General features: G+C 75.0%; 27 protein-coding genes. 19 read left to right on the top strand and 8 right to left on the bottom strand.

The window, feature by feature from the left end:
* Positions 1-40: 40 nt before the first annotated feature.
* Both ABT403_RS36310 and ABT403_RS36305 read right to left on the bottom strand, forming a co-directional pair.
* Complete coding sequence (locus tag ABT403_RS36310; RefSeq protein WP_344160979.1) at positions 41-1,195, bottom strand: class I SAM-dependent methyltransferase; 1,155 nt, start codon at positions 1,193-1,195, stop codon at positions 41-43.
* Positions 1,192-4,425 (bottom strand): AMP-binding protein, encoded by a 3,234-nt coding sequence (locus ABT403_RS36305; protein ID WP_344160982.1) that lies wholly within the window; start codon positions 4,423-4,425, stop codon positions 1,192-1,194. Before ABT403_RS36305 ends, ABT403_RS36310 begins: the two co-directional genes overlap by 4 nt.
* Before the next feature lie 270 nt (positions 4,426-4,695).
* Between ABT403_RS36305 and ABT403_RS36300 the strand changes: the two genes are divergently transcribed.
* Both ABT403_RS36300 and ABT403_RS36295 read left to right on the top strand, forming a co-directional pair.
* Complete coding sequence (locus ABT403_RS36300) at positions 4,696-5,142, top strand: enediyne antibiotic chromoprotein (RefSeq protein ID WP_344160985.1); 447 nt, start codon at positions 4,696-4,698, stop codon at positions 5,140-5,142.
* Between the two features lie 206 nt (positions 5,143-5,348).
* Positions 5,349-6,086 (top strand): class I SAM-dependent methyltransferase, encoded by a 738-nt coding sequence (locus tag ABT403_RS36295; protein ID WP_344160988.1) that lies wholly within the window; start codon positions 5,349-5,351, stop codon positions 6,084-6,086.
* Positions 6,087-6,149: 63 nt separating this feature from the next.
* Here the strand turns inward: ABT403_RS36295 and ABT403_RS36290 are convergent, their stop codons facing one another.
* The 4 genes from ABT403_RS36290 to ABT403_RS36275 all read right to left on the bottom strand — a co-directional run bounded on the left by ABT403_RS36290 (position 6,150) and on the right by ABT403_RS36275 (position 10,014).
* On the bottom strand, positions 6,150-7,127 hold the full coding sequence (locus ABT403_RS36290) for a Gfo/Idh/MocA family protein (RefSeq protein ID WP_344160991.1): 978 nt from the start codon (positions 7,125-7,127) through the stop codon (positions 6,150-6,152).
* On the bottom strand, positions 7,124-8,344 hold the full coding sequence (locus ABT403_RS36285) for a cytochrome P450 (RefSeq protein ID WP_344160994.1): 1,221 nt from the start codon (positions 8,342-8,344) through the stop codon (positions 7,124-7,126). Before ABT403_RS36285 ends, ABT403_RS36290 begins: the two co-directional genes overlap by 4 nt.
* A 117-nt stretch (positions 8,345-8,461) precedes the next feature.
* Positions 8,462-9,142, bottom strand: a complete 681-nt coding sequence (locus tag ABT403_RS36280; RefSeq protein WP_344160997.1) for an SDR family NAD(P)-dependent oxidoreductase — start codon at positions 9,140-9,142, stop codon at positions 8,462-8,464.
* A complete protein-coding gene (locus ABT403_RS36275; RefSeq protein WP_344161000.1) occupies positions 9,139-10,014 on the bottom strand; it encodes an LLM class flavin-dependent oxidoreductase in 876 nt (291 codons plus the stop codon). The genes ABT403_RS36280 and ABT403_RS36275 overlap by 4 nt, the downstream gene beginning before the upstream one ends.
* Before the next feature lie 245 nt (positions 10,015-10,259).
* Here ABT403_RS36275 and ABT403_RS36270 point away from each other — a divergent pair, with 245 nt between their 5' ends.
* Positions 10,260-11,303, top strand: coding sequence for a tyrosine-protein phosphatase (locus ABT403_RS36270; protein WP_344161003.1), 1,044 nt, complete (start codon positions 10,260-10,262; stop codon positions 11,301-11,303).
* Positions 11,304-11,313: 10 nt separating this feature from the next.
* Complete coding sequence (locus ABT403_RS36265) at positions 11,314-12,960, top strand: FAD-dependent monooxygenase (RefSeq protein ID WP_344161006.1); 1,647 nt, start codon at positions 11,314-11,316, stop codon at positions 12,958-12,960.
* A gap of 75 nt (positions 12,961-13,035) precedes the next feature.
* Here ABT403_RS36265 and ABT403_RS36260 read toward each other — a convergent pair whose 3' ends face one another.
* Positions 13,036-14,664 (bottom strand): FAD-dependent monooxygenase, encoded by a 1,629-nt coding sequence (locus tag ABT403_RS36260; RefSeq protein ID WP_344161009.1) that lies wholly within the window; start codon positions 14,662-14,664, stop codon positions 13,036-13,038.
* Positions 14,661-15,716, bottom strand: coding sequence for a methyltransferase (locus ABT403_RS36255; protein ID WP_344161012.1), 1,056 nt, complete (start codon positions 15,714-15,716; stop codon positions 14,661-14,663). The genes ABT403_RS36260 and ABT403_RS36255 overlap by 4 nt, the downstream gene beginning before the upstream one ends.
* 196 nt (positions 15,717-15,912) lie before the next feature.
* Between ABT403_RS36255 and ABT403_RS36250 the strand changes: the two genes are divergently transcribed.
* The 15 genes from ABT403_RS36250 to ABT403_RS36180 all read left to right on the top strand — a co-directional run bounded on the left by ABT403_RS36250 (position 15,913) and on the right by ABT403_RS36180 (position 26,359).
* Positions 15,913-17,442, top strand: a complete 1,530-nt coding sequence (locus ABT403_RS36250; protein ID WP_344161015.1) for a peptide MFS transporter — start codon at positions 15,913-15,915, stop codon at positions 17,440-17,442.
* 212 nt (positions 17,443-17,654) lie between these two features.
* Positions 17,655-17,978, top strand: a complete 324-nt coding sequence (locus tag ABT403_RS36245) for a TcmI family type II polyketide cyclase (protein WP_344161018.1) — start codon at positions 17,655-17,657, stop codon at positions 17,976-17,978.
* Positions 17,979-18,025: 47 nt separating this feature from the next.
* A complete protein-coding gene (locus ABT403_RS36240; RefSeq protein ID WP_344161021.1) occupies positions 18,026-18,451 on the top strand; it encodes a cupin domain-containing protein in 426 nt (141 codons plus the stop codon).
* Complete coding sequence (locus ABT403_RS36235) at positions 18,448-19,719, top strand: beta-ketoacyl-[acyl-carrier-protein] synthase family protein (protein ID WP_344161024.1); 1,272 nt, start codon at positions 18,448-18,450, stop codon at positions 19,717-19,719. Before ABT403_RS36240 ends, ABT403_RS36235 begins: the two co-directional genes overlap by 4 nt.
* Positions 19,716-20,993 (top strand): beta-ketoacyl synthase N-terminal-like domain-containing protein, encoded by a 1,278-nt coding sequence (locus tag ABT403_RS36230; RefSeq protein ID WP_344161027.1) that lies wholly within the window; start codon positions 19,716-19,718, stop codon positions 20,991-20,993. Before ABT403_RS36235 ends, ABT403_RS36230 begins: the two co-directional genes overlap by 4 nt.
* Before the next feature lie 32 nt (positions 20,994-21,025).
* The gene (locus tag ABT403_RS36225) at positions 21,026-21,271 is read left to right on the top strand and encodes an actinorhodin polyketide synthase (RefSeq protein WP_344161030.1); all 246 of its coding nucleotides are present in this window, start codon (positions 21,026-21,028) and stop codon (positions 21,269-21,271) included.
* Between the two features lie 2 nt (positions 21,272-21,273).
* Entirely contained in the window at positions 21,274-21,747 is a 474-nt protein-coding gene (locus tag ABT403_RS36220; protein ID WP_344161033.1) for an SRPBCC family protein, read from the top strand.
* The gene (locus tag ABT403_RS36215; protein ID WP_344161036.1) at positions 21,747-22,208 is read left to right on the top strand and encodes an anthrone oxygenase family protein; all 462 of its coding nucleotides are present in this window, start codon (positions 21,747-21,749) and stop codon (positions 22,206-22,208) included. Before ABT403_RS36220 ends, ABT403_RS36215 begins: the two co-directional genes overlap by 1 nt.
* 49 nt (positions 22,209-22,257) lie before the next feature.
* The gene (locus tag ABT403_RS36210; RefSeq protein ID WP_344161039.1) at positions 22,258-22,992 is read left to right on the top strand and encodes an SDR family NAD(P)-dependent oxidoreductase; all 735 of its coding nucleotides are present in this window, start codon (positions 22,258-22,260) and stop codon (positions 22,990-22,992) included.
* 58 nt (positions 22,993-23,050) lie between these two features.
* Positions 23,051-23,377, top strand: coding sequence for an antibiotic biosynthesis monooxygenase family protein (locus ABT403_RS36205; protein ID WP_344161042.1), 327 nt, complete (start codon positions 23,051-23,053; stop codon positions 23,375-23,377).
* Complete coding sequence (locus tag ABT403_RS36200; protein ID WP_344161045.1) at positions 23,374-23,691, top strand: antibiotic biosynthesis monooxygenase family protein; 318 nt, start codon at positions 23,374-23,376, stop codon at positions 23,689-23,691. The genes ABT403_RS36205 and ABT403_RS36200 overlap by 4 nt, the downstream gene beginning before the upstream one ends.
* Positions 23,692-23,728: 37 nt before the next feature.
* On the top strand, positions 23,729-24,196 hold the full coding sequence (locus ABT403_RS36195) for an anthrone oxygenase family protein (RefSeq protein ID WP_344161048.1): 468 nt from the start codon (positions 23,729-23,731) through the stop codon (positions 24,194-24,196).
* 96 nt (positions 24,197-24,292) lie between these two features.
* Positions 24,293-25,030, top strand: a complete 738-nt coding sequence (locus ABT403_RS36190; protein ID WP_344161051.1) for an SDR family NAD(P)-dependent oxidoreductase — start codon at positions 24,293-24,295, stop codon at positions 25,028-25,030.
* 56 nt (positions 25,031-25,086) lie between these two features.
* Complete coding sequence (locus tag ABT403_RS36185; protein ID WP_344161054.1) at positions 25,087-25,467, top strand: SchA/CurD-like domain-containing protein; 381 nt, start codon at positions 25,087-25,089, stop codon at positions 25,465-25,467.
* A 13-nt stretch (positions 25,468-25,480) separates the two neighbouring features.
* Entirely contained in the window at positions 25,481-26,359 is an 879-nt protein-coding gene (locus ABT403_RS36180) for an NAD(P)-dependent oxidoreductase (RefSeq protein WP_344161057.1), read from the top strand.
* The last annotated feature ends 56 nt before the right edge of the window (positions 26,360-26,415 follow it).

Raw genomic sequence — 26,415 nt, 5'->3', positions numbered from 1 at the left:
GGCCGGGCGGCCGCCCCCGCCCGTCCGCCGCCGCGCCGCCTCACCAGTGCGGCGCGCGCGGCATCCACCGGGGGATGCCGCCCTCGGCGTTGACGCCCTTCTCCAGGAACGCGATGTTGTGGTAGACGTGCATGCCGGTCAGGAAGGCCTCCGTCTGGGTGGGCGCCGAGCCCTCGGCGCGGTCGCGCTCCTCGTGGTGCAGGTCGTCGATGAGGGACTTCAGCAGGCCGATCATCGTGTGGGGCGCGTTCAGGTCCTGGTCGTCGCCGCCGTATCCGGGCAGGTACGAGGTCCACAGGTCCTCGATGACGTAGAAGCCGCCGGGCCGCAGGTGCGGGAAGAGCGCCGTGAACGACGTGCGCACGTGCTCGTTCACGTGGCTGCCGTCGTCGATGATGATGTCGAACGGGCCGTGCTCGCGGGCGAGCGCGTCCAGCTGGGCGGGGTCGTTCTGGTCTCCCCGCAGGATCTGCAGGCGGGGGCCGTCGAGCGCGGACTTGTCGAACCAGTCGAGGCCGAAGACGGTGCCCCGGTGGAAGTAGCGGCGCCACATCTTCAGCGAGCCGCCGCCGGAGTCGGTGTCCGCGTAGCCGCCGACGCCGATCTCCAGGATGCGGACCGGGGCGTTGCGCAGGGGGGCGAAGTGCCGCTCGTAGTGCGGGGTGAACCAGTGGGTCTGGCCCCACTTGTCGGAGCCGTGGCGCAGCGCGAGTGCCCCGAGGTCGGGGCTGCGCGGGTCCAGGGCGTCGATCAGGGTGGAGGTGGCCGCGGCGATGGAGGGCTGGAGCTCGCGGGAGGGGAACTCCGTGTCGTGGGCGGTCGCCAGCTCGATGCGCCGGGTGCCGGCGGTACGGGCGAGGTCGGGGCCCCACAGCTCGCGCACCAGGTCCTTGAGCCGGTAGACGACGCGTACCTGGCACTCGGGGTGCAGCCCCTCGGCGAACTCGGCGGGCAGGCCGGCCGTGAGGGTCAGGGTGGTGTCGGTGGCGGTGTCGTATCCGTCGTGCTCGATGCGCAGGCCGACGCGGATCGGGTGCGGGTTGGACGGGGTGTTGAGGCGCGTGCGGATCTCGGCGAGGGCCAGTTCGGCGGCGCGGGCGGGGCCCACGGTGTCGACGGCCTGGCGCAGGGCCCGGGGCGTGTCCCCGGCGGCGGCGATGAGCTGCTGGATCTCGGCGGTGGGCGATGGGGTCACCGCTGCTCCTTCGGGTCGGTGTCGGTGTCGGTGTCGGTTTGCGTGTCGGTGTGTGTGCCGGTGTCTGTGCCGGTGCCGGACGGGCTGGTGGGGTGCGCCTCCAGCTCCTCGCAGATCCGCCGGATCCCGGCGGGCAGGCGCGCGGCGAGCTCGGCGGCGTGCGCGGGGGTGAGGGCGTCCGTGCGGTGGCGGAGCACGCCGTCGCCCTCGGCCGGGGGCAGCCAGAGCTCCAGGGTCAGTTCCGGGAGCGCGCGCTCCTGCGGCACGTGCAGGCGTACGGCCTCCTCGTCGCCCAGGGCCAGGCGCGGCGGCGGCGGTTCGACCTGGAGCAGGTGGGCCTGGAGCAGGGGGTGGCGCCGGGAGCCTTCGGGCAGCTCCGGCATGATCGCCTCCATGGGGACCAGCGGCGGGCGCATCGCCCGCCGCAGCGACCGCGCCGCGTTCTCGACGAGTTCGGGGCCGGTCCGCGCGGCGGCCGGGGTCCGCAGGGGCAGCATGCTGGCGAAGCTGCCGACGACGGACGCGCTCTCCTCGGTGAAGCGGCCGGTGGACGGTACGGCCACCACCGGTTCGGCGGCTCCGGTGGTCTCGCGCAGCAGCCGGACGAAGGCGGCGTGGAAGACGGCCAGGCCGGTGGCACCGGCTCGGGCCGCGGCCCGTTCGGCCCGGCCGCGCAGCTCCTCGCCGATCTCCAGGGGCACTTCCGCCGCCGGTCCGCTCCAGGGCCGGGGGGCGTCGAGGGGGAAGCGCATCTCGCGCGCGCCGCTGACGTGTTCCCTCCAGGACCACACCGCCTGCGCGTAGTCGGCGCGGTGACGGTCCCACTGGTCGGTGGCGGCCCGGTAGTAGGACGGGGCGGTGTCGGTGAAGGCGGGGCGCCCGGCGGCGAGCGCGGTGTGGGCCCGTTCCAGGTCGCGCAGGAACAGCGTGCAGGACCATCCGTCGAAGGCGATGTGGTGGACGGCGATCGCCAGGAGCAGCCGCCCGCCCGTCACGGGGAACAGGGCGGCCCGCAGGGGTGCCCGGGCGGTGAGGTCGAACGGTTCGGGCAGCCAGGCGAGGGCGGCTTCGCGCGCCTCCCGCTCCGACGCGGCGGCGGCGTGCGTGGTGAGCGTCTGGCCGGTCTCGGCGGCGGGCACGATGCGGACGCCGGGCAGCCGGGGCCCGTCGCTGAAGCGGGCGCGCAGCACGTCGTGGCGGGCGATCACGGCGTCGAGGGCGGCGCTGAGCACGGCCGTGTCCACCCCGGCCGGCAGGCGGTAGAGCATGGGGACGACGTCCTCGGCCAGGTGTCCCGCGTCGCGGGACGCGGCCCAGAACCCGGCCTGGACCAGGGGGGCGCGCAGGGGTGCCCCGGCGGGTGCGGGCGGTACGGGGGGCGTCTCGGCGGGCGGGGCCGCTTCGGCCAGGGCGGCGATGTTCCGGGGGCTGCGGGCGGTGAGGACGTCCGAGGCGTCGATGCGCCGCGCCAGGCGTGCGCCGAGCCGGGTGGCCAGGCGGATGGCGGTGAGGGAGGTCGCGCCGTGGCAGAAGACGTCATCGTCCGGGGCGACGGGCCGGCCGAGCAGGTCGGCGACGGTGTCGTGGACGAGGCGCGCCGTGGTGCGGGGGCCGTCCGCAGGCCCGGCGGCCGCGCAGGGGGCCGCGCCGGGGGCCGCCTGTGCGGTGAGGGCGGCCAGGGCGCGCTCGTCGACCTTGCCGTTGGCGGCCAGCGGCAGCTCGTCCAGCGGGACGAGCAGGTCGGGTACGAAGGAGGCGGGCAGGTTCTCGGCGAGCGCGCGGCGCACGACATCGGCGGGCACGGGCCCGTCCGCGCCGGTGTAGAAGGCGGCGAGCGTGGTCTTGGCGGGCGCGTCCAGGGGCAGGGCGAGCGCGCAGGCGCGTCCGACGCCGGGGACGGCCTCGGTCAGGCGCTCGATCTCCTCGGCTTCGACGCGCAGGCCGCGGACCTTGATCTGGCGGTCCCGGCGGCCGAGGAAGAACAGCCGCCCGTGCTCGTCCATGCGGGTGAGGTCGCCGGTCAGGTAGACGCGCCGCGTTCCGTCCGGCAGGTCGAGGAGGGGGAAGCGTTCCCGGGTACGGGTCTCGTCGCCGAGGTAGCCGAGGCTCAGCCCGTCGCCCGCGACGGCGAGCTGGCCCCGCTCGCCCCGGGGGACCACGCGGTGCTCCTCGTCCAGGACGTACACGCTGCTGTTGGCCACGGGCGTGCCGATGGGGACGTCTTCGCGGGCGGTGTCGTCGGCCGTCCAGGCCGCGCTGCTGATGGTGTTCTCCACCGGCCCGTAGTCGTTGACCAGGCGCAGCCGGGGGTGGGCGGCGCGGCAGCGGGCGAGGTGGCGGGCGGAGGCGCGGGCCCCGCCGGTCAGGAGCAGGCCGAGGCCGTCGAAGGCGTCAAGGTCGTCCTCGACGAGGGCGTTGAACAGGGTCGCGGGCAGGGCGAGGGTGTTGACGCCCCCGCGTACGTGGCCGCGCAGGAGGCCGCCGGTGAGGTGGCCGCCGTCGTGGATGACGCAGGTGCCGCCGCGCAGCAGCGGCACCCACAGTTCGAGGGCGAAGACGTCCCAGGCCGGTGAGGCGATCTGGAGGGAGACCATGGGCCCGGCGAGGACGTGGGCCGGGTCGAGCGCGGTGCGCAGGACGCCCCGGTGCGGGGCGAGGACGGCCTTGGGCTCGCCGGTGGTGCCGGACGTGAAGAAGACGCAGCAGGCGTCGGAGTCCGCCGGTACGGGGGCGGGGGCGGGCGCGGGGGCGGGCGCGGGGGCGGGGGCGGGGGCGGGGGCGCCCGGGCGCAGCAGGTCCGCCAGGCGCACGGCGGGCACGTCCGGCACGTCGCCGCAGGTGTCGTCCGGGTCGTCGTGCACGCGGAGCACCGCGCCGGTGGTGCGCAGCAGCGCCCGGTGGCGGCGCTCCGGCCAGTCGGCGGGAACGCAGGCGTAGGCGGCGCCGGCCATCAGCACACCGAGCAGTACGACGACGGTGCGCGGGCCGCGGGCGGCGCGCACGGCCACCACGTCGCCGGGGCGGACCCCGCGGGCGGCCAGGTGGGCCGCGGCCGTGCGGGCGCCCGTGACGAGTTCGGCGTAGCTGAGCTCGGTGCCGTTCATGCGCAGCGCCACCGCGTCGGGGCGCTCGGCGGCCCGTCGCTCGACGACCTGCTCGACCCGGACGCCGTCGGGGTAGCCGGCGCGGGGACCGTGGGCGGCCGAAAGGGGTCGGTTGCCGGTGAGCATCTGGCTCCTTCCAGTGGGGCGCGCCCTCGGACGGGTGCCGGTGGTCGTCGCCTCGGCCTGACTGAGCCGATGGTGGGGCGGGCGCTTAAAGATCCGATCGAAGTGCCGTCTCGGAGGCGGGAGGTGAGCGCCGGGCGCCGGTCGGGGGACGGGGCGTCGTCCGGTCGATGGACGCCGCGATTCGATCTTTGGAACCTCGTGCGGGTCCGGGGCCCGCCGACAGACTCGTCTCCCGTAAGCAACCCTTCGGCAGGACGAGGAGTCCCCCACATGAAGTACCCGCAGACGGCCCGCACGGCAGGAAAGGGGCTCGCGCTCGCCGGTGCCGGGCTCGCCGCGACCCTGGCGCTGAGCACGTCCGCCTTCGCCGCGCCCTCCCTGTCCCTGGGCCCGGGGGCGGCTGCCGCCGACGGCGCCAAGGTGACGGTCACCGGCAGCGGTTACACGCCCGGTTCGACGATCGTGCTGCTGGAGTGCGACGCGGACAAGCCGCAGGGCACGGCCTGCGACAAGCCGGGCCTGGTCGCCACGACGGCCGACGCCCGGGGCGACATCAAGGCCACCTTCACGGTGCGCGCGCGGTTCAAGGGCAGCGACCTGACCGGCGGCGGCGCCACGGCGGACGTCGACTGCTCGGCGGGCCACTGCGCCATCGGCGCCACCGACGCCTCCCGGCCCGGCACCCAGGGCGCCGGCGTGGCCCTCACCTTCGGCTGACCCCCTCCCCCCTCCCCTCCCCCCTTTTCTCTCCCCCTCTCCCCCTCCCCCCGATACGGCTTCGCCGCCCTGACCCCCGCAGGGCGGCGAAGCGCCGTTTACCCGGCCCCGCTGGAGCCGCACTCAACGAATCCCAAAGGATCTTCGAGTCACCGTCCTCAGGATGTGCCCAAGAGCCCACCCCACTTCGCAGAACGAGGACGAACATGCTCGCCGAGATGCTCGCCAGGTCCGGTAAGTCGCTGCTCAAGGACACGCCCCCGGACGGCCGCCGCTACTGGGCCGCCCGCTTCTGGGACCGCGAGGCCGCCGAACAGCACCCGCTGCTGCGTGACCACTTCCTGGCCCAGAAGGACACGATCGCCGGCTACCTGAAGAAGTACGGCGCCGAGACCGAGCGGGTCCTGGAGTTCGCCTGCGGCACGGGGGACTTCACCAAGCTGGCCGCCGAGAACACCCCGGCGAAGGCCATCACGGCACTGGACATCTCCGCGCAGGGCCTGGAGATCGTCCGGGGGCGCGTCACCCACGAGGGCCTCGACCTGGTCTACGGCGACTTCTGGGCCGAGAACAAGGTCGGGACGGCGGACCTGGTGATGTGCGTGGACGCCATCCACCACCTCGGCGACGTGCGCCAGGTGCTGGAGCGGATGAAGACCTTCGTCGCCCCGGGCGGTGTGCTGGTCGGCAACCTGTGGACGGGTGACAACTTCCACGCCTTCGAGCGCCAGCGCTACGGCACGCTCAACCACCTCGGACGCACCGCCGGGTTCTTCGGCACCGCCGCCGCCATCCGCCTCTCCAACGGCCGGCTGCGCACCGGCGCCTACCGCACCCAGCTGATCAACAGCTGGGAGGGCGCGTCGATCCTGCGCGAGGTCTTCGGCGAGGTGCTGGAGCTCGACGTGCACCGGTACTTCACGTCGTTCGTGGTCAAGCCGTAGCACGGTGCGGCAAAGGAGGGGCGGTCCGGTCGGACCGCCCCTCCTCGCGTCGTACGGGCCGGGTCACCCGGTGGTGTGCGCCCGGCCGGCGACGGCTTCCAGCAGGGCGGCCTGGCGGACGATCCGCTCGTGCTCACGGGCGTGCCCGGCGGGGCGCGCCGTCAGGCCGGCGAAGTGCCGCAGGGTGTTGGCCCACTGGTCGTCGGCCCCGAGGGTGCGCTCCTCGACGTGGTCCTGGCGTTCGATCCGCAGCACGGGACGGGTGCTCGCGGGCGGGGTGAAGGCCCAGCTCAGGGAGATGCGGCCGGACTCGCCCCACAGGGCGTAGGTGTTGCGGTAGGCGTGGGCGAAGCCGAACGAGCACTGGGCGGCCAGGCCGTCGGCGTCGGCCAGCAGGGCGGTGCCCGCGATGTCGACGCCGGCGTCGGCGTCCATGCCCAGCGTGGAGCCCAGTACGGAGACGGTGTCGCCGAGGAAGAGCTGCGCGGCCCTGACGGGGTAGCAGCCCGCGTCGAGCAGGGATCCGCCGCCGAGTTCGGGATGGTGGCGGATGGTGGAGCGGTCGGCGAGGGGGAAGCCGAACTCGCCGGTGAACAGGCGGGGGCGGCCGATCGCGCCTTCGGCGACGAGCCTGCGGACCTCGGCGTGCTGGGCGTGCCGCAGGAAGGTGAAGTTCTCCATCAGCAGCAGGCCGCGGTCGGCGGCGAGGGCGGTCAGGCGGCGGGCGGCCGCCGCGGTCGCCGTCGCCGCCTTCTCCACGAGGACGTGCTTGCCGGCCTCCAGGGCCGCCGTGGCCCACCGCTCGTGCAGGGCGATGGGCAGCGGGATGTAGACGGCGTCGACGTCCTCGCGTTCCAGCAGCCGTTCGTAGCCGGTCACGGCCTCCACGGCGAACCGGTCGCCGAAGGCGCGTGCCTTCTCGCCGGTGCGGCTGGCCACCGCGGCCAGGCGCAGTCCGGCGGCGCGGACGGCCGGGATGGTGCGGCGTGCGGCGATGTCGGCGCAGCCGAGGACGCCGATGCGCAGTCCCTCGCCGCTCACCAGCGCACGTCCAGGCGCTCGGGCCGGGGGAAGGCGGTGGCCAGGTGCCAGGTGAGCTCCTTCGCCGGGTGCGCGAGGCGCAGTTCGGCGCCGCGCGCGACCAGGGCCTCCAGCAGGACCTGGAGTTCGATGCGGGCGAGGGGGGCGCCGAGGCAGAAGTGGATGCCCGCGCCGAAGGCCAGGTGCTGGTTGTGCTCCCGGTCGAGCCGCATGCGGTCCGGGTCGGGGAAGACGGAGGCGTCGCGGTTGGCCGCGTTCATCAGCGGGATGACGGCTTCCCCGGCGCGTACGGTCACCTCGCCGAAGTCGACGTCGCTCGTGGCGATGCGCAGGGAGCCGAAGCCGGAGGCGACCTGGCTGTAACGCAGGGCCTCCTCGACGGCGGCGGGGATCCGCTGCGGGTCGGCGAGGAGCGCCGCGTAGTGCCCGGGCTCGTCGAGGAGGTGCAGGAGCAGGTGGGAGACGGCCGCGGTGGTGGTGTGGTAGCCGGCGACCAGCAGGGTCATCGCGAAGGTCAGCAGCTCTTCGGTGCTGAGGGCGTCCTCGTCCTCCTGGGCGCGCACGAGGCGGGTGAGGAGGTCGTCGCCGGGGGCCGTGCGCTTGGCCGCGATGAGGCCACCCAGGTAGCCCATGAGGTTGCGGGCCGATTCCTGGGCGGCCGCGGCGGCCGCGGCGTCGGCGGGCTTGCCGCCGGCGACGGTGAGGATGCCGTCGCTCCACTGCCGGAAGAGGTCCTGCTCGTGTGCGGGGATGCCGAGCTGTTCGCAGATGACCCGGATGGGCAGGGGCAGGGCGAGCGCGGTCAGGACGTCGGCCTCGCGCCCGTCGGTGGCCAGCATGGCGCCGACGAGTTCGTCGGCGATCTGGCGGACGCGGGGGCGCAGGGTGTTCATGTGGCGCTGGGTGAACTCGCCGGAGACCAGGCGGCGCAGCCGGGTGTGGTCGGGCGGGTCCATCGTCACCAGCGAGCTGGAGCCGCGGTGGATGGGCAGCAGGCGGGGTGCGTCGGGGGCGGTGGCGGCCTGCTTGCTGAAGCGCCGGTCGGTCAGGGCGGTGCGGACGTCCTCGTAGCGGGTGAGCAGCCAGGCGGTGTGGCCGCCGGGCAGCCGGACGCGTGCGACGGGTTCGTCGGCGCGCAGCCGGGAGTAGGCGTCCAGTGCCTCGCCGGGCGTGGTGACGGGGAAGGGGAAGGTCCGGTCGGTACCGGTTGCGGCCATGGGGCGCTCCTGGATCGGGGGGTGGGCCGGTGACGGGCCCGGTGCCGGCCCATCGTGCGGCGCCGCGATCCGGATCCGTTGGGGGGCCGTTGTGGCCCTCGTCCGTGGCAGGACCGCTCACCAGTCGACGGGTCGCCGGGCGCGCAGGAAGGCCCCGGTGGGGCCGGAGTCGGGGAGGGTGGCGGCCCAGGCGATGTCGGCTGCGGCCTCGTCGGGGGTGGTGGTGGCGCCGGGCATCATGCGGGTGCGGACGCGGCCGGGGTTGACGGCGTTGACGAGGACGCCGCGGTCGCGGGTGGCGGTGGCGAGCAGGACGGTCACCGCGTTGAGGGCGGCCTTGGAGACGGAGTAGGCGGGGGTGGCGGCGTTCAGGCCGTGGCTGAAGGCGCCGGTGCCGCTGGAGAGCATGACGACGCGGCCCCAGCCGCGTTCGAGCATGGCGGGCAGGAAGGCCTGGGTGACGCGCAGGGCCCCGAGCGTATTGACGGCGAGGGTGTCGGCGAGGCGGTCCACGGGGACGCGGTCGGGCGGGGTGCCGTCGTCGAGGAGGACGCCCGCGTTGTTGACGAGGACGTCGACGGGGCCGATGTGCCGGCGGGCCGCGCGTACGGAGTCCTCGTCGGTGACGTCGAGGACCGCCGCGCGGGCGCCGGGGCCGAGGAGGCGGGCGGTCTCCTCGGCGGCGGCGTGCGTGCGGGCGGCGGTGACCACGGTGTGGCCGGCGGCCAGCAGGTGGCGGCTGACGGCGAGGCCGAGGCCCCGGTTGGCGCCCGTGACCAGGGCGGTGCGCGCGCTCACGCGGCCCCCAGCCGGTCTCCGAGCACCCGGGTCAGCAGGGTGAGCTGGTGCGGGTCGGGGTCGCAGGGCAGCAGGACCAGTTCGTCGCAGCCCGCCCCGGCGTACTCGTCGGCGGCCGCCGCCACGGCCCCGGGGGTGGTGAGGGCTTCGCTCATGACCCGGCGGGCGTAGGGGCCCGTGCCGTAGCAGCCGCCGAGGTAGTGCTCGGCGCGGGCTTCGGCGTGGTCGCCGAGGGCGAAGTAGGCGAGGGCGACCACGCGGGGGCGCCGGATGCGTCCGGCGTCCTCCCAGGCGCGGTCCAGGCGGGCGAGGCGGGCGGCGAAGGGTTCGGCGGAGCCGCTTCCGGAGATCCAGCCCCTGGCGTGGCGGGCGGCGCGGCGCATGGCCGCGTCGGAGTGCCCGCCGATCAGCAGCGAGGGACCGCCGCCGGGCAGCGAGGGTCCGATGGGGCCGGCGCCGGGGGCGGCGCCGCCGTCCCAGATGTCGCGCAGGCAGCCGATGAGGGTGTCCAGGTCGCGGCCGCGGGTGCGGTAGGGGGTGCCGGTCGCCGTGTAGTCGTCCTCGCGTCCGCCGACGGCGACGCCGAGGGTGAGGCGGCCGCCGGAGATGCGGTGCACGGAGGCGGCCTGTTTGGCGAGGACGGCGCCCGTGCCGCGCGTGGCGGCGAGCAGGACGGTGGTGGCCAGCCCGATGCGGCGGGTCACGGCCGCCGCGGCGGCGAGCGTGACGAGGGGCTCGTAGTTCTCGTAGACGATCCGGTCGAGGACGGAGAGGCTGGCGTAGCCCGACTCCTCGGCCTGGACGGCCCAGCCGAGGAGTTGCTCCGGACTGGTCCCGGGGATCATCGCGGGCAGACCGACACCGATGTGCATACCGAGGCTCCCGGCATTCGAGGACGAGGTTCCGGCCGATGGTGGCCGGTGCGCTTCGAGGGCGTGTGGGGGGTGGATCGCGGCCGCGGCTCGAACGGGTGTGGAACGGTCCTTGAAGGGGGGCTCCGACGCTGGCCCGGGCGCTGTGCGCCCGCCCCCGCCGCCGCCGTGCCATCGCAGCCGTACGGCCGTGCGCCTGCGGCGGGCTTCCCTCTGACCTGCCCGGAAAGGCAAACAGTCCTCTGATGAGAAACCGCACCGCGCCGTTCGTCCGGCGCGCCCTCGCCTCCGGCGCCGCGCTCGCCGCGCTGGCGGCCCCGCTCGCCCTGGCCGCCCCGGCCTCGGCGGCCCCCGCCCCGTACGCCGCCGCCCAGGCCGCGCAGGTCCGCGCGACGGTCGCCGACGTGCAGGCCGTCCGGGACGCCGACGGCACCTACCGGCTGACCTGGACGTCCTCCCTCCCGGGCCGTCCCGTCCGGGTGTACGCCTCCACCGACCCCCGGCTGCGGCCCTCGGGCCGCCGGCTGGTCACCGTGACGTCCGACGGCTCCGTGTCGGTGGGCGGGCTCGACCCGCTGGCCCGCTGGTACTTCGCCGTCCTGCCGGCCGGCGGCGCCGGGACGACGACGGCGGTACGGGCCGTGGCGCTGGACGGCGTCACCAACTCCCGTGACCTGGGCGGCTACCCGGCGGGTGACGGGCTCCGGACCAAGTGGGGCACCGTCTTCCGCTCGGCGCGGCTGACGCCCGCGACCGAGACGGGCAAGGAGCAGCTGGCCGCCCTCGGCCTCACCGAGGTCGTGGACCTGCGCAGCACGGCCGAGGCCGGCCGCGAGGGGCTGGACCCGCTGCCGCCGCAGACCGCGCACGTCTCCGACCCGGTCGGCGACCCGGACCAGGCCGTACCGCCGTCCTTCCCGCCGTCGGGCGACCCGGTCGCCGACAACTACCGGCTGTTCGTCACCAACCCCAATCTGCGGGCGCGGTTCGCCGACGGTCTGCGGCGTGCGGCCGACGGCGCGCAGCGGCCGCTGATGTTCCACTGCACCGGCGGCAACCACCGCACCGGCTGGATGTCGGTCGTCCTGCTGGAGGCGCTCGGCGTGCCCGACGCCGTCGTCCGCCAGGACTACCTGCTGTCGCCCAACACGAGCGACGCCTATCTGGACGCCGCCTTCGACCAGGTGGTGCGGGACTACGGCTCGTTCTCGGGCTACCTGTCCCAGGGGCTCGGCGTCACGCCCGACACGCTGGCCGCGCTGCGCTCCGCCCTCCTCGAGCGCGCGTGAGGCGGCCGGTATGAGCATCGATACGCCGGCCGTGCGCGAGACGGAGGTCCTGGTCGTCGGCGGCGGCCCGACGGGGCTGTCGGCCGCCGTGTTCCTGGCCTGGCAGGGGGTCGCGGTCACCGTCGTCGAACGCCATCCGGCGGCGCTGCGCCACCCCCGCGCGCGCAGCATCAACCCGCGCACGGCGGAGCTGCTGCGCCAGGTCGGCCTCGGCGACGCGGTCTCCCGCGAGCACGGCTACGAGAGCCAGCTGCCGTCCGTGCACATGCTGCGCGCGCAGACCCTGGCCGGCCCGGAGACGGGCCGGACCGAGCAGCGGCCGCCGGCCGGGGCCGGAGGGCTGGGGGTGAGCCCCGACGCCTGGGGCATGATCGACCAGGACCGGCTCGAAGGGGTGCTGCGCGCCCGCGCCGAGGAGCTGGGCGCGACGGTGTGCTTCGGCCACGAGCTGCTCGGCCTCGACCAGGACGCGGACGGGGTCACCGCGCGGGTGCGCGGTGCGGACGGCGTCCCGTACACGGTGCGGGCGGCCTATGTGGTGGGCGCGGACGGGCACGCGAGCCGGGTGCGCGAGGCGGCCGGTGTCGCCCTGCGCGGGCCCGGCACGCTGAGCCATGTCGTCAGCATGGTCTTCGACGCCGATCTGAGCGGCCCGCTGCGCGGCCGCCACGACCCGGAGCGGGGCCGTTTCATCGCCTCGTGCCATCTGAGCACCCCGGCCGAGGGCACGGTGCTCTTCCCGCACGGTGTGCCGCACCGCTGGGTGTTCAACACCCCGGTGTTCCCCGAGCGCGGGGAGCGGGTGGAGGACTTCGACGACGAGCGGTGCGCGGCGGTGATCCGGGAGGCGATCGGTGTGCCCGGTCTGCCGGTGGCGCTCGTCCCGCAGCTCGCCGACGGGACGAAGGTGCTCGGCTACCGCATCGGCGCGGCCCTGGCCGAGAGGCTGTGCGCGGGACGGGTCCTGCTGGCCGGGGACGCCGCCCACGTGATGCCCCCGACGGGGGCGTTCGGGGCGGGCACCGGTATCCAGGACGCCCACAACCTGGCCTGGAAGCTGGCGGCGGTGCTGCGCGGCAGGGCCGGGCACGAGCTGGTGGAGACGTACGACGCCGAGCGGAGGCCCGTGGCCGAGTTCACCCTGGGCCAGGCGCTGCTGCTGATGCACCGGCGCGGCGCCCTGCCGATCGGGCTGCCCGCCGGGATCGATCCGGTGGCGTACGACGCGGTGGTGTTCGGCTACCGGTACCGCTCGCAGGCCGTGCTCGGCGAGGCCGGGGGCGACGGCGACGGCGATGACGGCGGGGCGGCGCTCGCTCCCGAGGAGCTGCGCGGGCAGCCCGGCACGCGCGCGCCGCACGTCGTGCCCGGCGACGGCGCCGTCTCCTCCCTCGACTGGTACGGGCGGGGCTTCGCGCTGCTGGTCGGCCCGGACGGTGCCGGCTGGGCCGGTGCGGCCGCCGCGCTGCCCGGGCGCGACCTCACGGTGCGCCGGCTTTCGGGCGGGGCGGCCGGGGCCCACGGGATCTCGCCGGCCGGCACGGTGCTGGTGCGGCCCGACGGCTTCGTGGCCTGGCGCGGCCACGGCCCGGCGCGGGAGCCGGCGCGGCTGCTGGCCGGCGTCCTCGACCGGGCGGGGTGCGGCGCCGCGGGGTGAGCCCGTACGGGAGGGGATGACGAGAGGGGGGCCAGGACCGTCACGGTCCTGGCCCCCCTTCCTCGTCGCGGCCGCTCAGGCGACCAGGCGCGCCAGCGTCTCGCGGAGCGTGGCACGCGGGTCCTCCTCGTCGCCGGCGGCGGACCGCCAGGCGACGAACCCGTCGGGGCGCACCAGGACGGCGCCCGTGCGGGAGACCCCGTAGGCGGCGGCCCAGTCGGCGCCGTCCTCGGTGAGCGGGCCGTCCGGCCCGATCCGGTGGGGGCGCAGCGGGACGGGCGTCCCGGCGGCGACGGCGTCGGCCGCCTCCTGCCAACGCGCGTCGGCGGTCAGCAGCGTGTACGCGTCGCCGAACAGGTCGAGGGCGGAGATCCGCTCGCCGTCGCGGCGCAGCCACACGTGCGGGGCGCGGGTGCCGGGCGCGCCCGAGAGGTCCAGGCCGGGCAGCAGCGGGGCGGCGTGGGCGGGGCCGGCCACGGCCGAGGAGGTGTAGCGGTAGCCGAGGGTCACGACGATGTCGTCGACCATGCGCTCCCGGTCGCCTTCCTCGGCGATCTCGTGGCGGATGCGGTTGCGCAGCATGGCCTGTTCGGCCATGGCGGTGCCCAAGGGGCGGCGCTCGGCGTCGTAGCTGTCCAGCAGTCCGTCGCCGGCCCAGCCGTGGTGCACGGCGGCCAGTTTCCAGGCCAGGTTGTGGCCGTCGTGGATGCCGGTGTTGGCGCCGAAGCCGCCTGCGGGCGGGTGCACGTGGCCGGCGTCGCCCGCGAGGAAGACGCGGCCGACGCGGAAGGTCTCGGCGACGCGCTGGGCGCCTTCCCACGGGACCGTGGCGACGATCTCGACCTCCAGGTCGGGGACGCCGCTGGCGTCGCGGACGACCTGGACGCAGCGTTCCTCGGTGAAGTCGGCGGGCGACTCCCGTTCGGGGTCGTAGAGGGCCGCGCCCGCCCAGGGGTCGCATCCGTGGAGCCGCGAGAGGGTCATCACGGTGGGGCCGCCGGTGGCGTAGCAGAGGATGAACTTCCGGTCGTGCATGACCTCTTCGAGGCGCGGGGCGCGGAAGTAGATGCTCAGGGCGTGGAAGACGGTGCCCCGGCCGTGCTGGGCGATGCCGAGCTTGCGGCGGACGGGGCTGCTCGCGCCGTCGGCCGCGACGAGGTGGTCCGCGCGCACGCGGCGCTCCGTACCGTCGTCGCGGGAGCGCAGGGTGGCGGTGACGCCGTCGGCGTCCTGTTCGAAGTCGACCAGCTCGGTGCGGAAGAGGGCGGTGGCCCCGGCCTCCTCGGCGTGGCGCAGCAGCACCCGCTCGTACCGGTCCTGGCCGCAGCCCATGATGGTGACGGGGCTGATGTCGGGGCCGTCGAGGGCGGGGGACTCGACCACCTCCGCCCGGTCGATCTCGGCGAGGGTGCGGGTGCGCAGGATGCCGCCCTCGAAGTACGGGCGGGTGTCGCCGGCCTCCAGGGCGCGGATCTCGTCCTCCAGGCCGACGGAGCGGAACAGCTCCAGGGTGCGGGCCTGGATGCCCGGGGCGCGCGGCAGCAGGGAGGTGGCGTCGCGGCGTTCGACCAGCAGGGGCTTGATGCCGTGCCGGGTGAGGAACAGGGCCGTGGACAGGCCGACGGGGCCGCCGCCGACGATCAGGACCGGTACGTGCTCGATCTCTTCCCCGGCGGCGGGCGCGGAGGGGGTCACCGTCGTCATGCGGCCGGCTCCCCGGCGGCGGCGGGCTTGCGGGCGATCACGAGCGTGTCGTGGTCGCCGAGCGGCACGGTCCCGGCGAGTTCGAGGCCCGCGTCGGTGAGCCAGCCGGTGCACTCGGCGAGGGTGTACTCGGAGCCGCCGTTGGTGATCAGCTGCATGTTGAGGCTGATCAGGGTGTTCCAGGGGTCGCCGGGGGTCTCGTCGAGCAGCATGTCGTAGATGAGGAGCGCGCCGCCGGGGCGGACCGCGGCGGCCATCTTCTTGACGAGGAGCGCGCGTTCGGCGGGGGTCCAGTCGTGCAGGACGTGGCCGGTGACGACGACGTCGGCCTCGGGCAGGTCGTCGGTGAAGAAGTCGCCGCCGGTGAAGGAGGCCCGCTCGCCGAGGCCGAAGCCGGCCATGTGCTCGTCGAACAGGGGGGCGATGGCCGGGAGGTCGAAGACCCCGCCGGTGAGGTGCGGGTGCGCGGCGAGGACCTGGGCCACCAGGTTGCCGCGGGCGCCGCCGACGTCGAGGACGCTGTGGTGGGCGCTCCAGTCGAAGGCGGCGGCCAGGTGCGGGCCGAGGGGGCCGCTGACGGCGTCCATCATCCGCAGGAAGTTCCGCAGGTGGCCGGGGTCGGCCATCATCCGCTCGAAGGCGGCGGCCTGGTCCTCGCGGCCCGCGAGCTGGGGCTCGCCGGTGTGCAGCAGCCCGGTCAGGCCGGACCAGGCCGGGTACATCATGCGGTTGGCGCGTTCGAGGAAGGCGCCGGCGTACTCCGGCTTGGCCTTGTCGAGGTGGCGGTCGGCGCCCGGCGCGTTGGTGTAGGTGTCGCCGTCCTTGCGCAGCAGCCCGAAGGACACGAGCGCGGACAGGAAGTCCCGGGAGGCGCGCGGGTGCAGGCCGAGCCGCTCGCGCAGCTCGTTCTCGGTCGCGGGCCCGGCGGCGAGCACGGTGAACAGGTCGAGCTCGATGGCGCTGAGGACCACCTTCGCCTGGGCGAAGGCGATGCCGATCCGGTTGATGTCGTCCAGGGTGGACGGTTCTGCGGTCAGTGGAGTGCTCGTCACGTGGTCTAAGCCCCTTTCCGGCTTTCTCGCCGATAACGCCGCACAGGCTGGCAGCCGGGGTTCGAGCACGGATCCAGGACGCGTCTGCGCGCGGCGCGGCCGCGCCGCGCGCCCCCAACCGGTCTCCAACCCGCTCCCAGGCACCGCCGGAAGGCTGGCGCCCGGCCATACCGGAGCGGATCCAGGAGAGAGTGCGATGAGTGGGGCAGACGGCGGCGCCGTGCGGACGCCGCGGCGGGTGCTGGGGCAGCCGAGGTGGTTCGTGACCTTGTTCCTCACGGACATGTGGGAACGGTTCAGCTTCTTCGGGATGCACGCCATCCTCGTGCTGTTCGCCGTGGCCGCGCCGCAGGACGGCGGGCTCGGCCTGCCCAGGACGCAGGCGCTGGCGCTGTTCGGCGCGTACATCGGCGTGGTGTTCATCGCGGCGATGCCCGGCGGCTGGGTGGGCGACCGGATCCTGGGCGAGCGGCGCGCCGTGCTCACCGGCGGTGTGGTCATCGCCCTCGGCCACTTCACGATGCTGGTGCCGGCCCCGGCGGCCACCTATGCCGGGCTGGCGCTGATCGCGTGCGGGACGGGGCTGCTGAAGCCGAACATGCTCGCCCTGCTGGGGCGGTTCTTCGGCCCGGGGCGGAGCGCGGAGCGGGAGGCCACCATGTCGGTCTTCTACGTCAGCATCCAGCTCAGCGCCCTGGTCGCGCCGCTGGTGACGGGGTTCCTCGGCGAGACCGTCGACTGGCACCTGGGTTTCGGGGCCGCGGGCGCCGGGATGACGCTGGGCGTGCTCCAGTTCGCCCGGGGCAGCCGCTCCTTCGGCGACGCGGGGCGTGAGCCGGGGCAGCCGGCGACGCGGGACGAGGCGCGCCGGGCGGGCCGCAGGGCGGCGACGGCGGTCGCGGTCGTCGCGGCGCTGGTGGCCGCCGACGTGGCGAGCGGGGCGTTCAGCCTCATGCACGTGGTGGCGGCGATGGGCCTGCTGACGCTGGTCGCGCCCGTCCTGTGCTTCCTGGGGCTGCGCCGCGACCCCGGCCTGGGGGCGGAGGAACGCGCCCGGGTGACGTCGTTCGGCTGGGTGCTGGCGGCGACGGCCCTGTTCTGGATGTACGTGATCCAGGCGAGCTCGCTGCTCAGCCTGTTCGCGAAGCGGTCCACCGACCGCGACCTGGGCGGTTTCGAGCTGCCGGCGAGCTGGTTCCAGTCGGCGACGCCGCTGTTCATCCTGCTGGTCGCCCCCGTGGCCGCGTGGCTGTGGGCGCGGTCGGGCGGCCGGGTGCCGCTGCCGGGGAAGCTGGCGCTGGGGCTGGCCCTGGCGGCGGCCGCCATGGCGGTGATGAGCGGGGCGTCGGCCTTCGCCGGCGGCGGCGCGCTGGTGTCGCCGCTATGGCTGATCGCGGTGTTCTTCCTGCTGGCGTGCGGTGAGGTGGTCCTGGCCCCGGTGGGGCTGAGCGCCTCCGTGGACATCGCGCCCAGCTCGTTCGCGGGCCGCACGATGGGCCTGTACTGGATGTGCTCGGCGTTCGGCGCGGGCATCGGCAGCCAGATCGTGCACCTGGTGGACGTGCTGCCGCAGCCCCTCTACTTCCTGCTCCTCGCGCTGGCCGGCGCCGCCGCGGCCGTCGCCCTGCTGCTGGCCCGCCGCGGGCTGGCGGAGCGCCTCGCGGGCGGGACGCGGCGGACCGGTCAGGCACCGGCCCAGGTGCCGCAGGCGGCGTCGGCGGCGTAGTCGGCCCGCACCGCCGGTGCGCGTGAATACCCGGGAAATACGGCGGAACACCGCCTACGGAAATGTCCGGCGGGCCTCGATTAACGCCGGAACACCGGCGCGGACCCGATAGCGAAAGCCGGTGGAGTGTTTCTAGATCCGTCCTCGAAGACCCGCGCGGACGATGAAATCGACGCTGGACGACCGAAATTGAACAACGGAGGGAAATCACGGTGGAACGCAGGCTCATCGTGGCCCGGATGGATCCGCGAGACGCGCATTCCGTTTCCGAGGTGTTCGCCGAATCGGACGCGGGTGAACTGCCCGGACGAATCGGTGTCACCGCGCGCTCGCTCTTCCACTTCCAAGGGCTGTACTTCCACCTCATCGAGTCGGACCGGCCGGTGCGCGAACGCATCGGCGAGGCGGTGACCGACCCCCTTTTCCAGGACGTGAGCCGCCGGCTCGAACCGTTCGTCACCGCGTACGACCCGCAGTCCTGGCAGGGCCCGGCCGATGCCATGGCCACCCGTTTCTACAGCTGGCGGGCCCAGTGAGCGCCGCCGTCCTGTCGGCGCCCGAATTCATGAGGAAGGAACCCGACATGTCCGCAACCCCCCGTGTGGTCGCCCTGGCCGACGCGGAGCCCAACCGCCGCCGCGGCGGCGAGGTGCGCGTCGTCCTCGGCCCGAAGACGGCAGGGGCGACGAGCGGCTTCATGGGCGTCCTCACCCTCGCGCCCGGCGAGTCCGTCAGCGAGCACTACCACCCCTACTCCGAGGAGTTCCTGTACGTCACGCGGGGCGCGGTGACCGCGCGCCTGGACGGCCGGGCGGTCGAGGTGCGCGCGGGTGAGGGCGTGCTGGTGCCCCTCGGGATGCGCCACCGCGTGGAGAACCACGGCGAGGAGCCGGCCGAGGCCGTCTTCCACCTCGGGCCGCTGGCCCCCAGCCCGGAGCTCGGGCACGTGGACACGGAGCCGCTGCCGGCCCCGGCCGCACCGCAGCCGCAGGTGGGAGGCGCGGCGTGAGCGCCCGCCGGGCCGTGATCACCGGCCTGGGCGTCGTGGCGCCCGGCGGGATCGGGGCCGGGGCGTTCTGGTCGCTGCTTTCCGAGGGGCGCACGGCCACCCGGCCGATCTCCCTGTTCGACGCCTCCGGCTTCCGGTCCCGTATCGCCGCCGAGTGCGACTTCGACGCCGGGGCCGAGGGGCTGACGGCCGACGAGGCGCGCACCATGGACCGTGCGGAGCAGTTCGCCGCGGTCTGCGCCGCCCAGGCGCTCGCCGACAGCGGCCTGGACGTCGGGGCCGTGCGCCCGCACCGCTTCGGGGTGAGCGTCGGCAGCGCCGTGGGCGCGACCACCGCGCTGGAGGAGGCGTACACCGGCGTCTCCCGGCAGGGCCGCGACTGGGTCGTGGACTCCGCGCCCGGCACGCCCGGGCTGCGCTCGCACCTGGTGCCCAGCGGCTTCGCCGCGCAGGTGGCCCGCCGCAGCGGCGCGCAGGGCCCGGTGACGACCGTCTCCACCGGCTGCACCTCGGGCCTGGACGCGGTCGGGCACGCGGCCGCGCTGATCGAGGAGGGCACCGCCGACGTGATGCTGGCGGGGGCCACCGACGCGCCCATCACCCCCATCACCGTCGCCTGCTTCGACAGCATCAAGGCCACCACCCCCGAGAACGACGACCCCGGGCACGCGTCCCGGCCGTTCGACCGCGACCGCAAGGGGTTCGTCCTGGGCGAGGGCGCGGCCATGTTCGTGCTGGAGGAGTACCACAGCGCGGTGCGGCGCGGCGCGCACGTCTACGGCGAGGTCTCCGGCTTCGCCACCCGCTGCAACGCCTACCACATGACCGGTCTGCGCCCGGACGGCCGGGAGCTGGCCGAGGCCGCCAGGGTGGCGCTCGGACGCGCCCGCGCGGACGCCACCGGCATCGGCTACGTCAACGCGCACGGTTCGGGGACCCGGCAGAACGACCGGCACGAGACCGCCGCGCTGAAGCTGGCCCTGGGCGCGCACGCCTACGACGTGCCCGTCAGCTCCATCAAGTCGATGATCGGGCACTCGCTCGGGGCCATCGGCTCACTGGAGATCGCCGCCTGCCTGCTCGCGCTGGAGCACCAGGTGGTGCCGCCGACCGCCAACCTGCGCACCGCCGACCCCGAATGCGACCTGGACTACGTACCGGTGCACGCCCGCGAGGCGCGGCTGGAGCGGGTGCTGACGGTCGGCAGCGGGTTCGGGGGGTTCCAGAGCGCCATGGTGCTGTCCAAGCCGGGGAGTGCCGCCGCATGACCACGCAGACGTCCACCGTCACGACCGCGTCCCGGACGGCATGCGCCACCGACGCCGTGATCACCGGGATCGGGCTGCTCGCCCCGAACGGCGCGGACACCGAGGAGGTGTGGGCGAGCGTCCTGGCCGCCCGCTCCGGCATCCGGCCGATCGGCCGCTTCGAGCCCACCGGGCCGGTGCGCCTCGCCGGCGAGGTCCCGGACGCGGCCTTCAGCGGCGCCGTACCCAGCCGGCTGCGGGCGCAGACCGACCGCTGGACGCAGATGGCGGTGGCCGCCGCCGACGCGGCCCTGCGCGACGCCGGGCTGGAGGACCCCGAACGCCGCCCGTACGACCCGTACGACATGGCCGTCGTCACGGCGAGTTCCTCCGGCGGCAACGAGTTCGGGCAGCGGGAGCTGAGCCGGCTGTGGACGGAGGGACCGGGCCGCGTCTCGGTCTACCAGTCCATCGCCTGGTTCTACGCCGCGACCACCGGCCAGCTCTCGATCCGGCACGGTATGCAGGGCCCGTGCGGGGTCCTGGTCGCCGACCAGGCGGGCGGCCTGGACGCCCTGGCCCAGGCGCGCCGCGTGCTGCGCTCGGGCACCGGCCTCGTCGTCACCGGCGGTATGGAGGCCCCGCTGTCGCCGTACGCCCTCACCTGCCTGGACTCGGAGGGCACGGTCAGCCACGCCACCGACCCGGCCCGCGCCTATCTGCCCTTCCACGACGACGCCTGCGGTTACGTACCCGGTGAGGGCGGCGCGATCCTGGTCGTCGAGGACGCGGCGGCCGCCCGCGCCCGGGGCGCGGCCCGCGTGTACGGCCGGCTGGCCGGCCACGCGGCCACCTTCGACGCTCCGACGGGCCCCGCCGGCGGCGGGCTGCTGGCGGCGGCGCGCGGGGCGCTGGAGGACGCGGGGCTCGAACCCGGCGACGTGTCGGTCGTGTTCGCGGACGCGGCGGGCGTGCCCGCCCAGGACTCGGCCGAGGCCTCGGCGCTCACCGCGCTCTTCGGGCCCCGGGGCGTACCGGTGACCGTGCCCAAGACGCTCACCGGGCGGCTCAACGCCGGCGGCGGACCGCTGGACACGGCCCTCGCGCTGCTGGCGATGCGCGACGGCGTGATCCCGCCGGCCGCGCTGCCCGCCGCCCTCTCCCCCGGCCATCCGCTCGACGTCGTCGTGGGCGGGCCGCGTGCCGCGGACGTCCGCAGCGCGCTGGTCCTGGCCCGCGGGGCCGGCGGATTCAACTCGGCGGTCGTGCTGACACGCGCGCACGCCGCCTCCTGATCACCCCATCACCGGAAAGGCACTTCCTCGTCATGAACCTCGACGAACTGCGGACGATCATGCGCCAGTGCGGCGTGGAGGACGGCGTCGACCTCGACGGCGACATCCTCGACCTCGAATGGCAGGAGCTCGGCTACGACTCCCTGGCGGTCCTGGAGATCACCACGGCCGTGCAGCACGCGGCGCGGACGCCCCTCCTGGAGGAGGAGGTGGCGCTGCTGACCACGCCCCGGCTGCTGCTGGAGCGCCTCGGCACGCTCACCCCGGCGGCGGTCTGACCATGGCCACGCACACCGACAACAGCGTCTACATCGAGGCTCCCCTGGAGCTGGTGTGGGAGCGCACCAACGACATCGCCTCCTGGACCGAGCTGTTCGACGAGTACGCCGAGGCCACCGTGCTGGAGCGGGACGGCGACACGGTCACCTTCCGGCTCGCCCTGCACCCGGACGCCGACGGCCGGGTGTGGAGCTGGGTCTCGCGGCGCACGGTCGACGAGGCCACGCGCACCACGCGCTCGCACCGCGTGGAGACCGGCCCGTTCAAGTACATGCACCTGTTCTGGGAGTACCTGCCGGACGGCGACGGCGTGCGCATGCGCTGGGTGCAGGACTTCGAGATGAAGCCGTCCGCCCCGCTGGGCGACGCGGCGATGGCCGAGCGCATCAACCGCAACACCCGGCACCAGCAGGCGCGCATCAAGCGGCTGCTGGAGGAGGCCGCCCTCGGGGCGCAGGCCTTCGCGGGCGTGTGATGTTCCCGGCGCTCATCACCGTCCTGCTGGTGTGCACGGGCGTGGCCGCCGGCGACATGTTCTGCACCGCCGTCGGTCTCGCCCCGCTGATGCGGGTGCAGAGCTACCGCGAGTACGTGAGCACCGTGCGGTTCCTCCAGCCGCGCTACGACCCGGCCATGCCCGTCATCAACTCGACGGCCCTGCTGGCCGGTGCGGTGGCCTGCGTCTGGGCCCCGTCCGCCCTCGCGCGGGGGCTGCTGGCGGGCGCGGCCGTGCTCGTCGTGAGCGTGATCGCCGTATCGGTCGCCAAGGCGGTGCCGATCAACCGGTTCGTGCTCGGTCTGGATCCGCAGGCCGAGCCCGCCGACTGGCCGGCGGTCGATCCCCGCGCGGCGTGGCGGTGCTGGCACCTGGTGCGCACCGCCGCCATGACCGGGGCCCTGGCGCTGGACGCCGGGGCCGTGGCGAGCCTGCTGTAGCCCCTCCCCATCCCCTCCCCCCTTTTTCGAGCTGTGAGAAGAGAGTGAAATGAGCATCCGACTCGACGGAAAGCGCGTCCTGGTCACCGGCGGCACCCGCGGTATCGGCCGGAGCCTGTCGCTGGCGTTCGCCGACGCGGGGGCCGACCTGGTGGCCTGCGGCCGCTCCGACCGGGAGGCGGCGCGGAGCCTGGCCGAGGAGCTCGAGGGACGCGGCGGCAACCACCACGTGCTGCACGCCGACGTCTCCTCCCCGGAGCAGGTCGACACGCTCCTCGACGAGTGCCGCACCCGTCTTGGCGGCCTCGACGTGCTGGTGAGCAACGCCGGCGCGATCAGCCACGTGCCCTTCTCCGAGCTGACGCTCGACGAGTGGCGCCGGGTGATCGACACCAATCTGACCGCCGCCTACCTGCTGGTGTCCCGCGCCCTGCCGCTGCTGTCCGAGGGTGGCTCGATCGTCCTGGTCGGCTCCCGCTCCGCGCAGGCCGGCATCCCGCTGCGCGCCCACTACACGGCGTCGAAGGCGGGTCTGGTCGGCCTGTCGCGCTCGCTGGCCAAGGAGCTGGGCCCGCAGGGCATCCGCGTCAACGTCGTGGCGCCCGGCGTGATCGAGACCGCCGACAAGCCGCTGAACGAGGAGATCCGGGCCCGCTACGAGCGGCTCACCGCGCTCGGCCGCCTCGGCCAGGGCGAGGAGGTCGCCGGCCCGGTGCTGTTCCTGGCCAGCAGCCTCTCCGCGTACATGACCGGCGAGACCCTCCACGTCGACGGCGGCATCTGACCCACCCCCCCACCCGAGGGATCCCGGCCGGGTCCCCGTGAACCGAGGAGAAAGAACCATGTCCGACCAGCAGGTCTTCCGCGTGACGCTGCGCATGCAGGTGCACCCCGGCAAGGGCGCCGACTTCGAGCGCGTCTGGCACGACAGCGCGGACACCATCACCGGCCAGAGCGCCAACCTGGGTCAGTGGCTGTCCAAGAGCCTGGACGAGGAAGACGTCTACCACATCGTCAGCGACTGGACCGACGAGGAGCGCTTCCGGGAGTACGAGCTGAGCCCCGAACACCTGGAGCACCGCGGCCGGCTGCACCCCTTCCGCAGCGCCGGCACCATGACCACGATGCGGGTCGTGCACCACTTCACCGGTGCGGCGGCGCGGGCGTGACCCCGCCCCGCGTCCGGGTGCTGGTCCACGCGCGCGCACCCGAGGGGGAGGAGGGCGCGCAGGCCGTGTCCGCGGCCTACCACCGCATCAGCGAGGCCCTGCGCGGCACCCCGGGACTGCTCGGCAACGAGCTCCTGCACTCCCGCGTCGACGGGCGGAACTTCGTCGTGATGAGCGAGTGGGAGTCCCCGGAGGCCTTCCAGGCGTGGGAGCAGGGGCCCGGCCACCGGTCGACGACGGCCCCGCTGCGCCCCTACCAGGACGCCTCGCGCGGACGTCCCTTCGACGTCCTGACCGTCAGCGCCCGCTACTGAACCGGCCGTTGCCCGTGAACCGTGCCGGAGACCCGCCATGACCGCCGTCCTGACCGCCGTCCTGACCGTCCTCGCGCTGCTGGCCGGCGGCATCACGGCCGGGGTGCTGTTCTGCGTCGCGCTGAGCGTCGTGCCCACCTTCCTGCGGCTGCCCGCCGACCGCTACGTCGAGGTGCACCGGCTCATCGGCCGCAACTACGACCCGACGATGCCACTCACGGTGCTCTCCGGCGCCGTGACCGACATCGTCCTCGCCGCCCTCGGGCAACGGGCGGCGGCGCAGGTGCTGTGGGGCGCCGCCGGGGCCCTGCTGCTCGGCGTCTCCTGCGTCTCGCACCTGGCGAACGTGCCCCTGAACCGGGCGGTCAAGGCCCTGCCCGAGGGGCCCGTGCCCGCCGACTGGCACGACCCGCGCAGGCGCTGGCGCGCCTGGAACCTGCTGCGCACCGGCCTCGCCGTCGCCGCCCTCGCGGCCAACGCGGCCGCGGCCGTCCTCGCGCACTGAGCCGTCGCCCTCCCCCTGTCCCGTCCCCCCTGTCCCTGCCCCCTCTCCCCCTGCCCCCTCTCCCGTCAACGACCGACGATCAAGGACGAAGAACAGATGACCCTGGGCCTCAAGGACAAGCGCGTCCTGGTGACCGGCGGCACCCGCGGCATCGGCCGCGCGGTGGCCCTGGCACTCGCCGGGGCGGGGGCCCGCGTGGTCGTCGCCCACCGCGCCGACGACGAAGCCGCCGCCGACCTCGCCCGCCGCCTCGGCGAGACGGGCACCGCCCACCGCCTCGTGCGGGCCGACGTCACCGACCCGGCCGCCGTCGCGGATCTCGCCCGCGCCTGCGAGGAGACCTTCGGCGGGCTCGACGCCCTCGTCAACAACGTCGGCGCGCACGGTCACGCGCCGCTGCCCTCGCTGGACGAGGCCGAGTGGCGGCGCCTCGTGGACACCAACCTGACGTCGGTGTTCCTGGTCACGCGGGCGTGCCTGCCGCTGCTCTCCGACGGCGCGTCCGTCGTCAGCGTCGGCGCCTCCCTCGCCCTGCGCGGCCGCGCGGGCGCCGCCCACTACACCGCGGCCAAGGCCGCGGTCGTCGGCCTGACCCGCTCCCTGTGCAAGGAGTTCGGGCCCGGGCGGGGCCTGCGCTTCAACACCGTGGCACCCGGCCTGATCAGCGCCGACGGGGACGACGTGCCGCCGCGGCTGGCTCAGCAGGTCCGGGGCATGACCGCACTCGGCCGGCTCGGCCGCCCCGAGGACGTCGCCGGGGCCGTGCTCTACCTGGCGAGCGACCTCGCCCGCTACGTCAGCGGCGCCACCCTCACCGTCGACGGCGGCATGTGAGCGCTCCCCCGCCGCTCCCCCTGTTCGCCTCCCCATCCACCGAAGGAAGGACCCCCATGCCGTACGCGGCCATCACCTATGACGTGAAGCCCGGCCACGAGGCCGAGATCACCGAGATCTTCTCCCACTTCAAGCGGGCCGACACCCCCGTGCTGCGCGACGAGGCGGGCGCGGAGGTGGGCCGGCTCCTGGGCACCGCCGTCTTCATCAAGGACGGGCTGCTCGTGCGCGTCATCCACTACGAGGGCGACATCAAGGACGTGGGCCGGCACATGTCAGAGCAGCGCGGCGTGCACATCCTGGAGGAGAAGCTGAAGCCCTACCTCGCCTCGCCCCGCGACACCGGTACGCCCGAGGCCTTCCAGCGGCACTTCGCGGGCAGCCTCATGCACTGCATCAGCCAGCTGTCCGCCCCCGCGCCCGGCGCGGCGAGCTGACGGGAGAGCCGGCATGACCGACAAGAAGATCACGGTGATCGGGCTCGGGGCGATGGGCGCGGGCATGGCCTCGCGGCTGCTCGCCGCCGGGTACGAGGTCACCGTGTACAACCGCACCGCGAGCCGGGCCCGGGCCCTGGCCGACGCCGGCGCCACCGTCGCCGCCTCGGTGGCCGAGGCCGTGAGCGGGGCCGGGCGGGTGCTGCTGAGCCTGAGCGACGAGGCGGCGGCCGACGCCGTCCTCGCCGAGGCCGCCGGCGCCTGGCGCCGGGACGCGTACCTGCTGGACACCTCCACCGTCTCCGCCGACCACTCCCGCCGGGTCACGGCGGAGCTCGCCGCCCTGGGCGTGCACCGGGTGGAGACCTGTCTGCTGGGCAATCCGCAGCAAGCCGGCGCGGGCGAGCTCCGCGTGGTCACGGCGGGTGCCAAGCCCGCCGTGGACGCCGTCGCGGACCTGCTCGGCGTCCTCGGCCGCGACGTGGCCTACCTGGGGCCGACCGGCAACGCGGCCACCACGAAGCTGGTCTTCAACCTGCTGCTCGGCGGCCAGCTCGCCGCGCTGGCCGAGGCGGTGAACTTCGGCGTGGCCGCGGGCCTGGACCGCGACCGGCTGCTGAGCGCCATCGGCGCCAGCGGGTTCAGCTCCAAGGTGCTGTCCTTCCGCGCCGAGCGCATGCGCGAGCGCGACTACCACCCGGCGGCCTTCAAGGCGGCCCTGATGGCCAAGGACCTGGGGCTGGGCACGGGCGCCGCGCAGGCCTCGGGCGTGGCGACGCCGGTGCTGTCGGCCGCGGAGCACAGCTTCGCCGCCGTGGTCGCCGCAGGCGCCGGCGACGCGGACGCGGCCATCGTCCTCGATGTCCTCGGGCCCGCGCCGGCCCGGGCCTGACCCCCACCGTGTGCGGCGGCCGGGCCCCCCGGGCCCGCCCCCCCCCCCCCCCCCCC

The organism is Streptomyces sp. NPDC000075 (genome assembly GCF_040301925.1).
In the GTDB taxonomy this organism is placed as follows: Bacteria; Actinomycetota; Actinomycetes; order Streptomycetales; family Streptomycetaceae; genus Streptomyces; species Streptomyces polychromogenes.
Note: the sequence above shows the minus strand (reverse complement) of the source record. Positions and strands in the feature narration are given on the sequence as shown.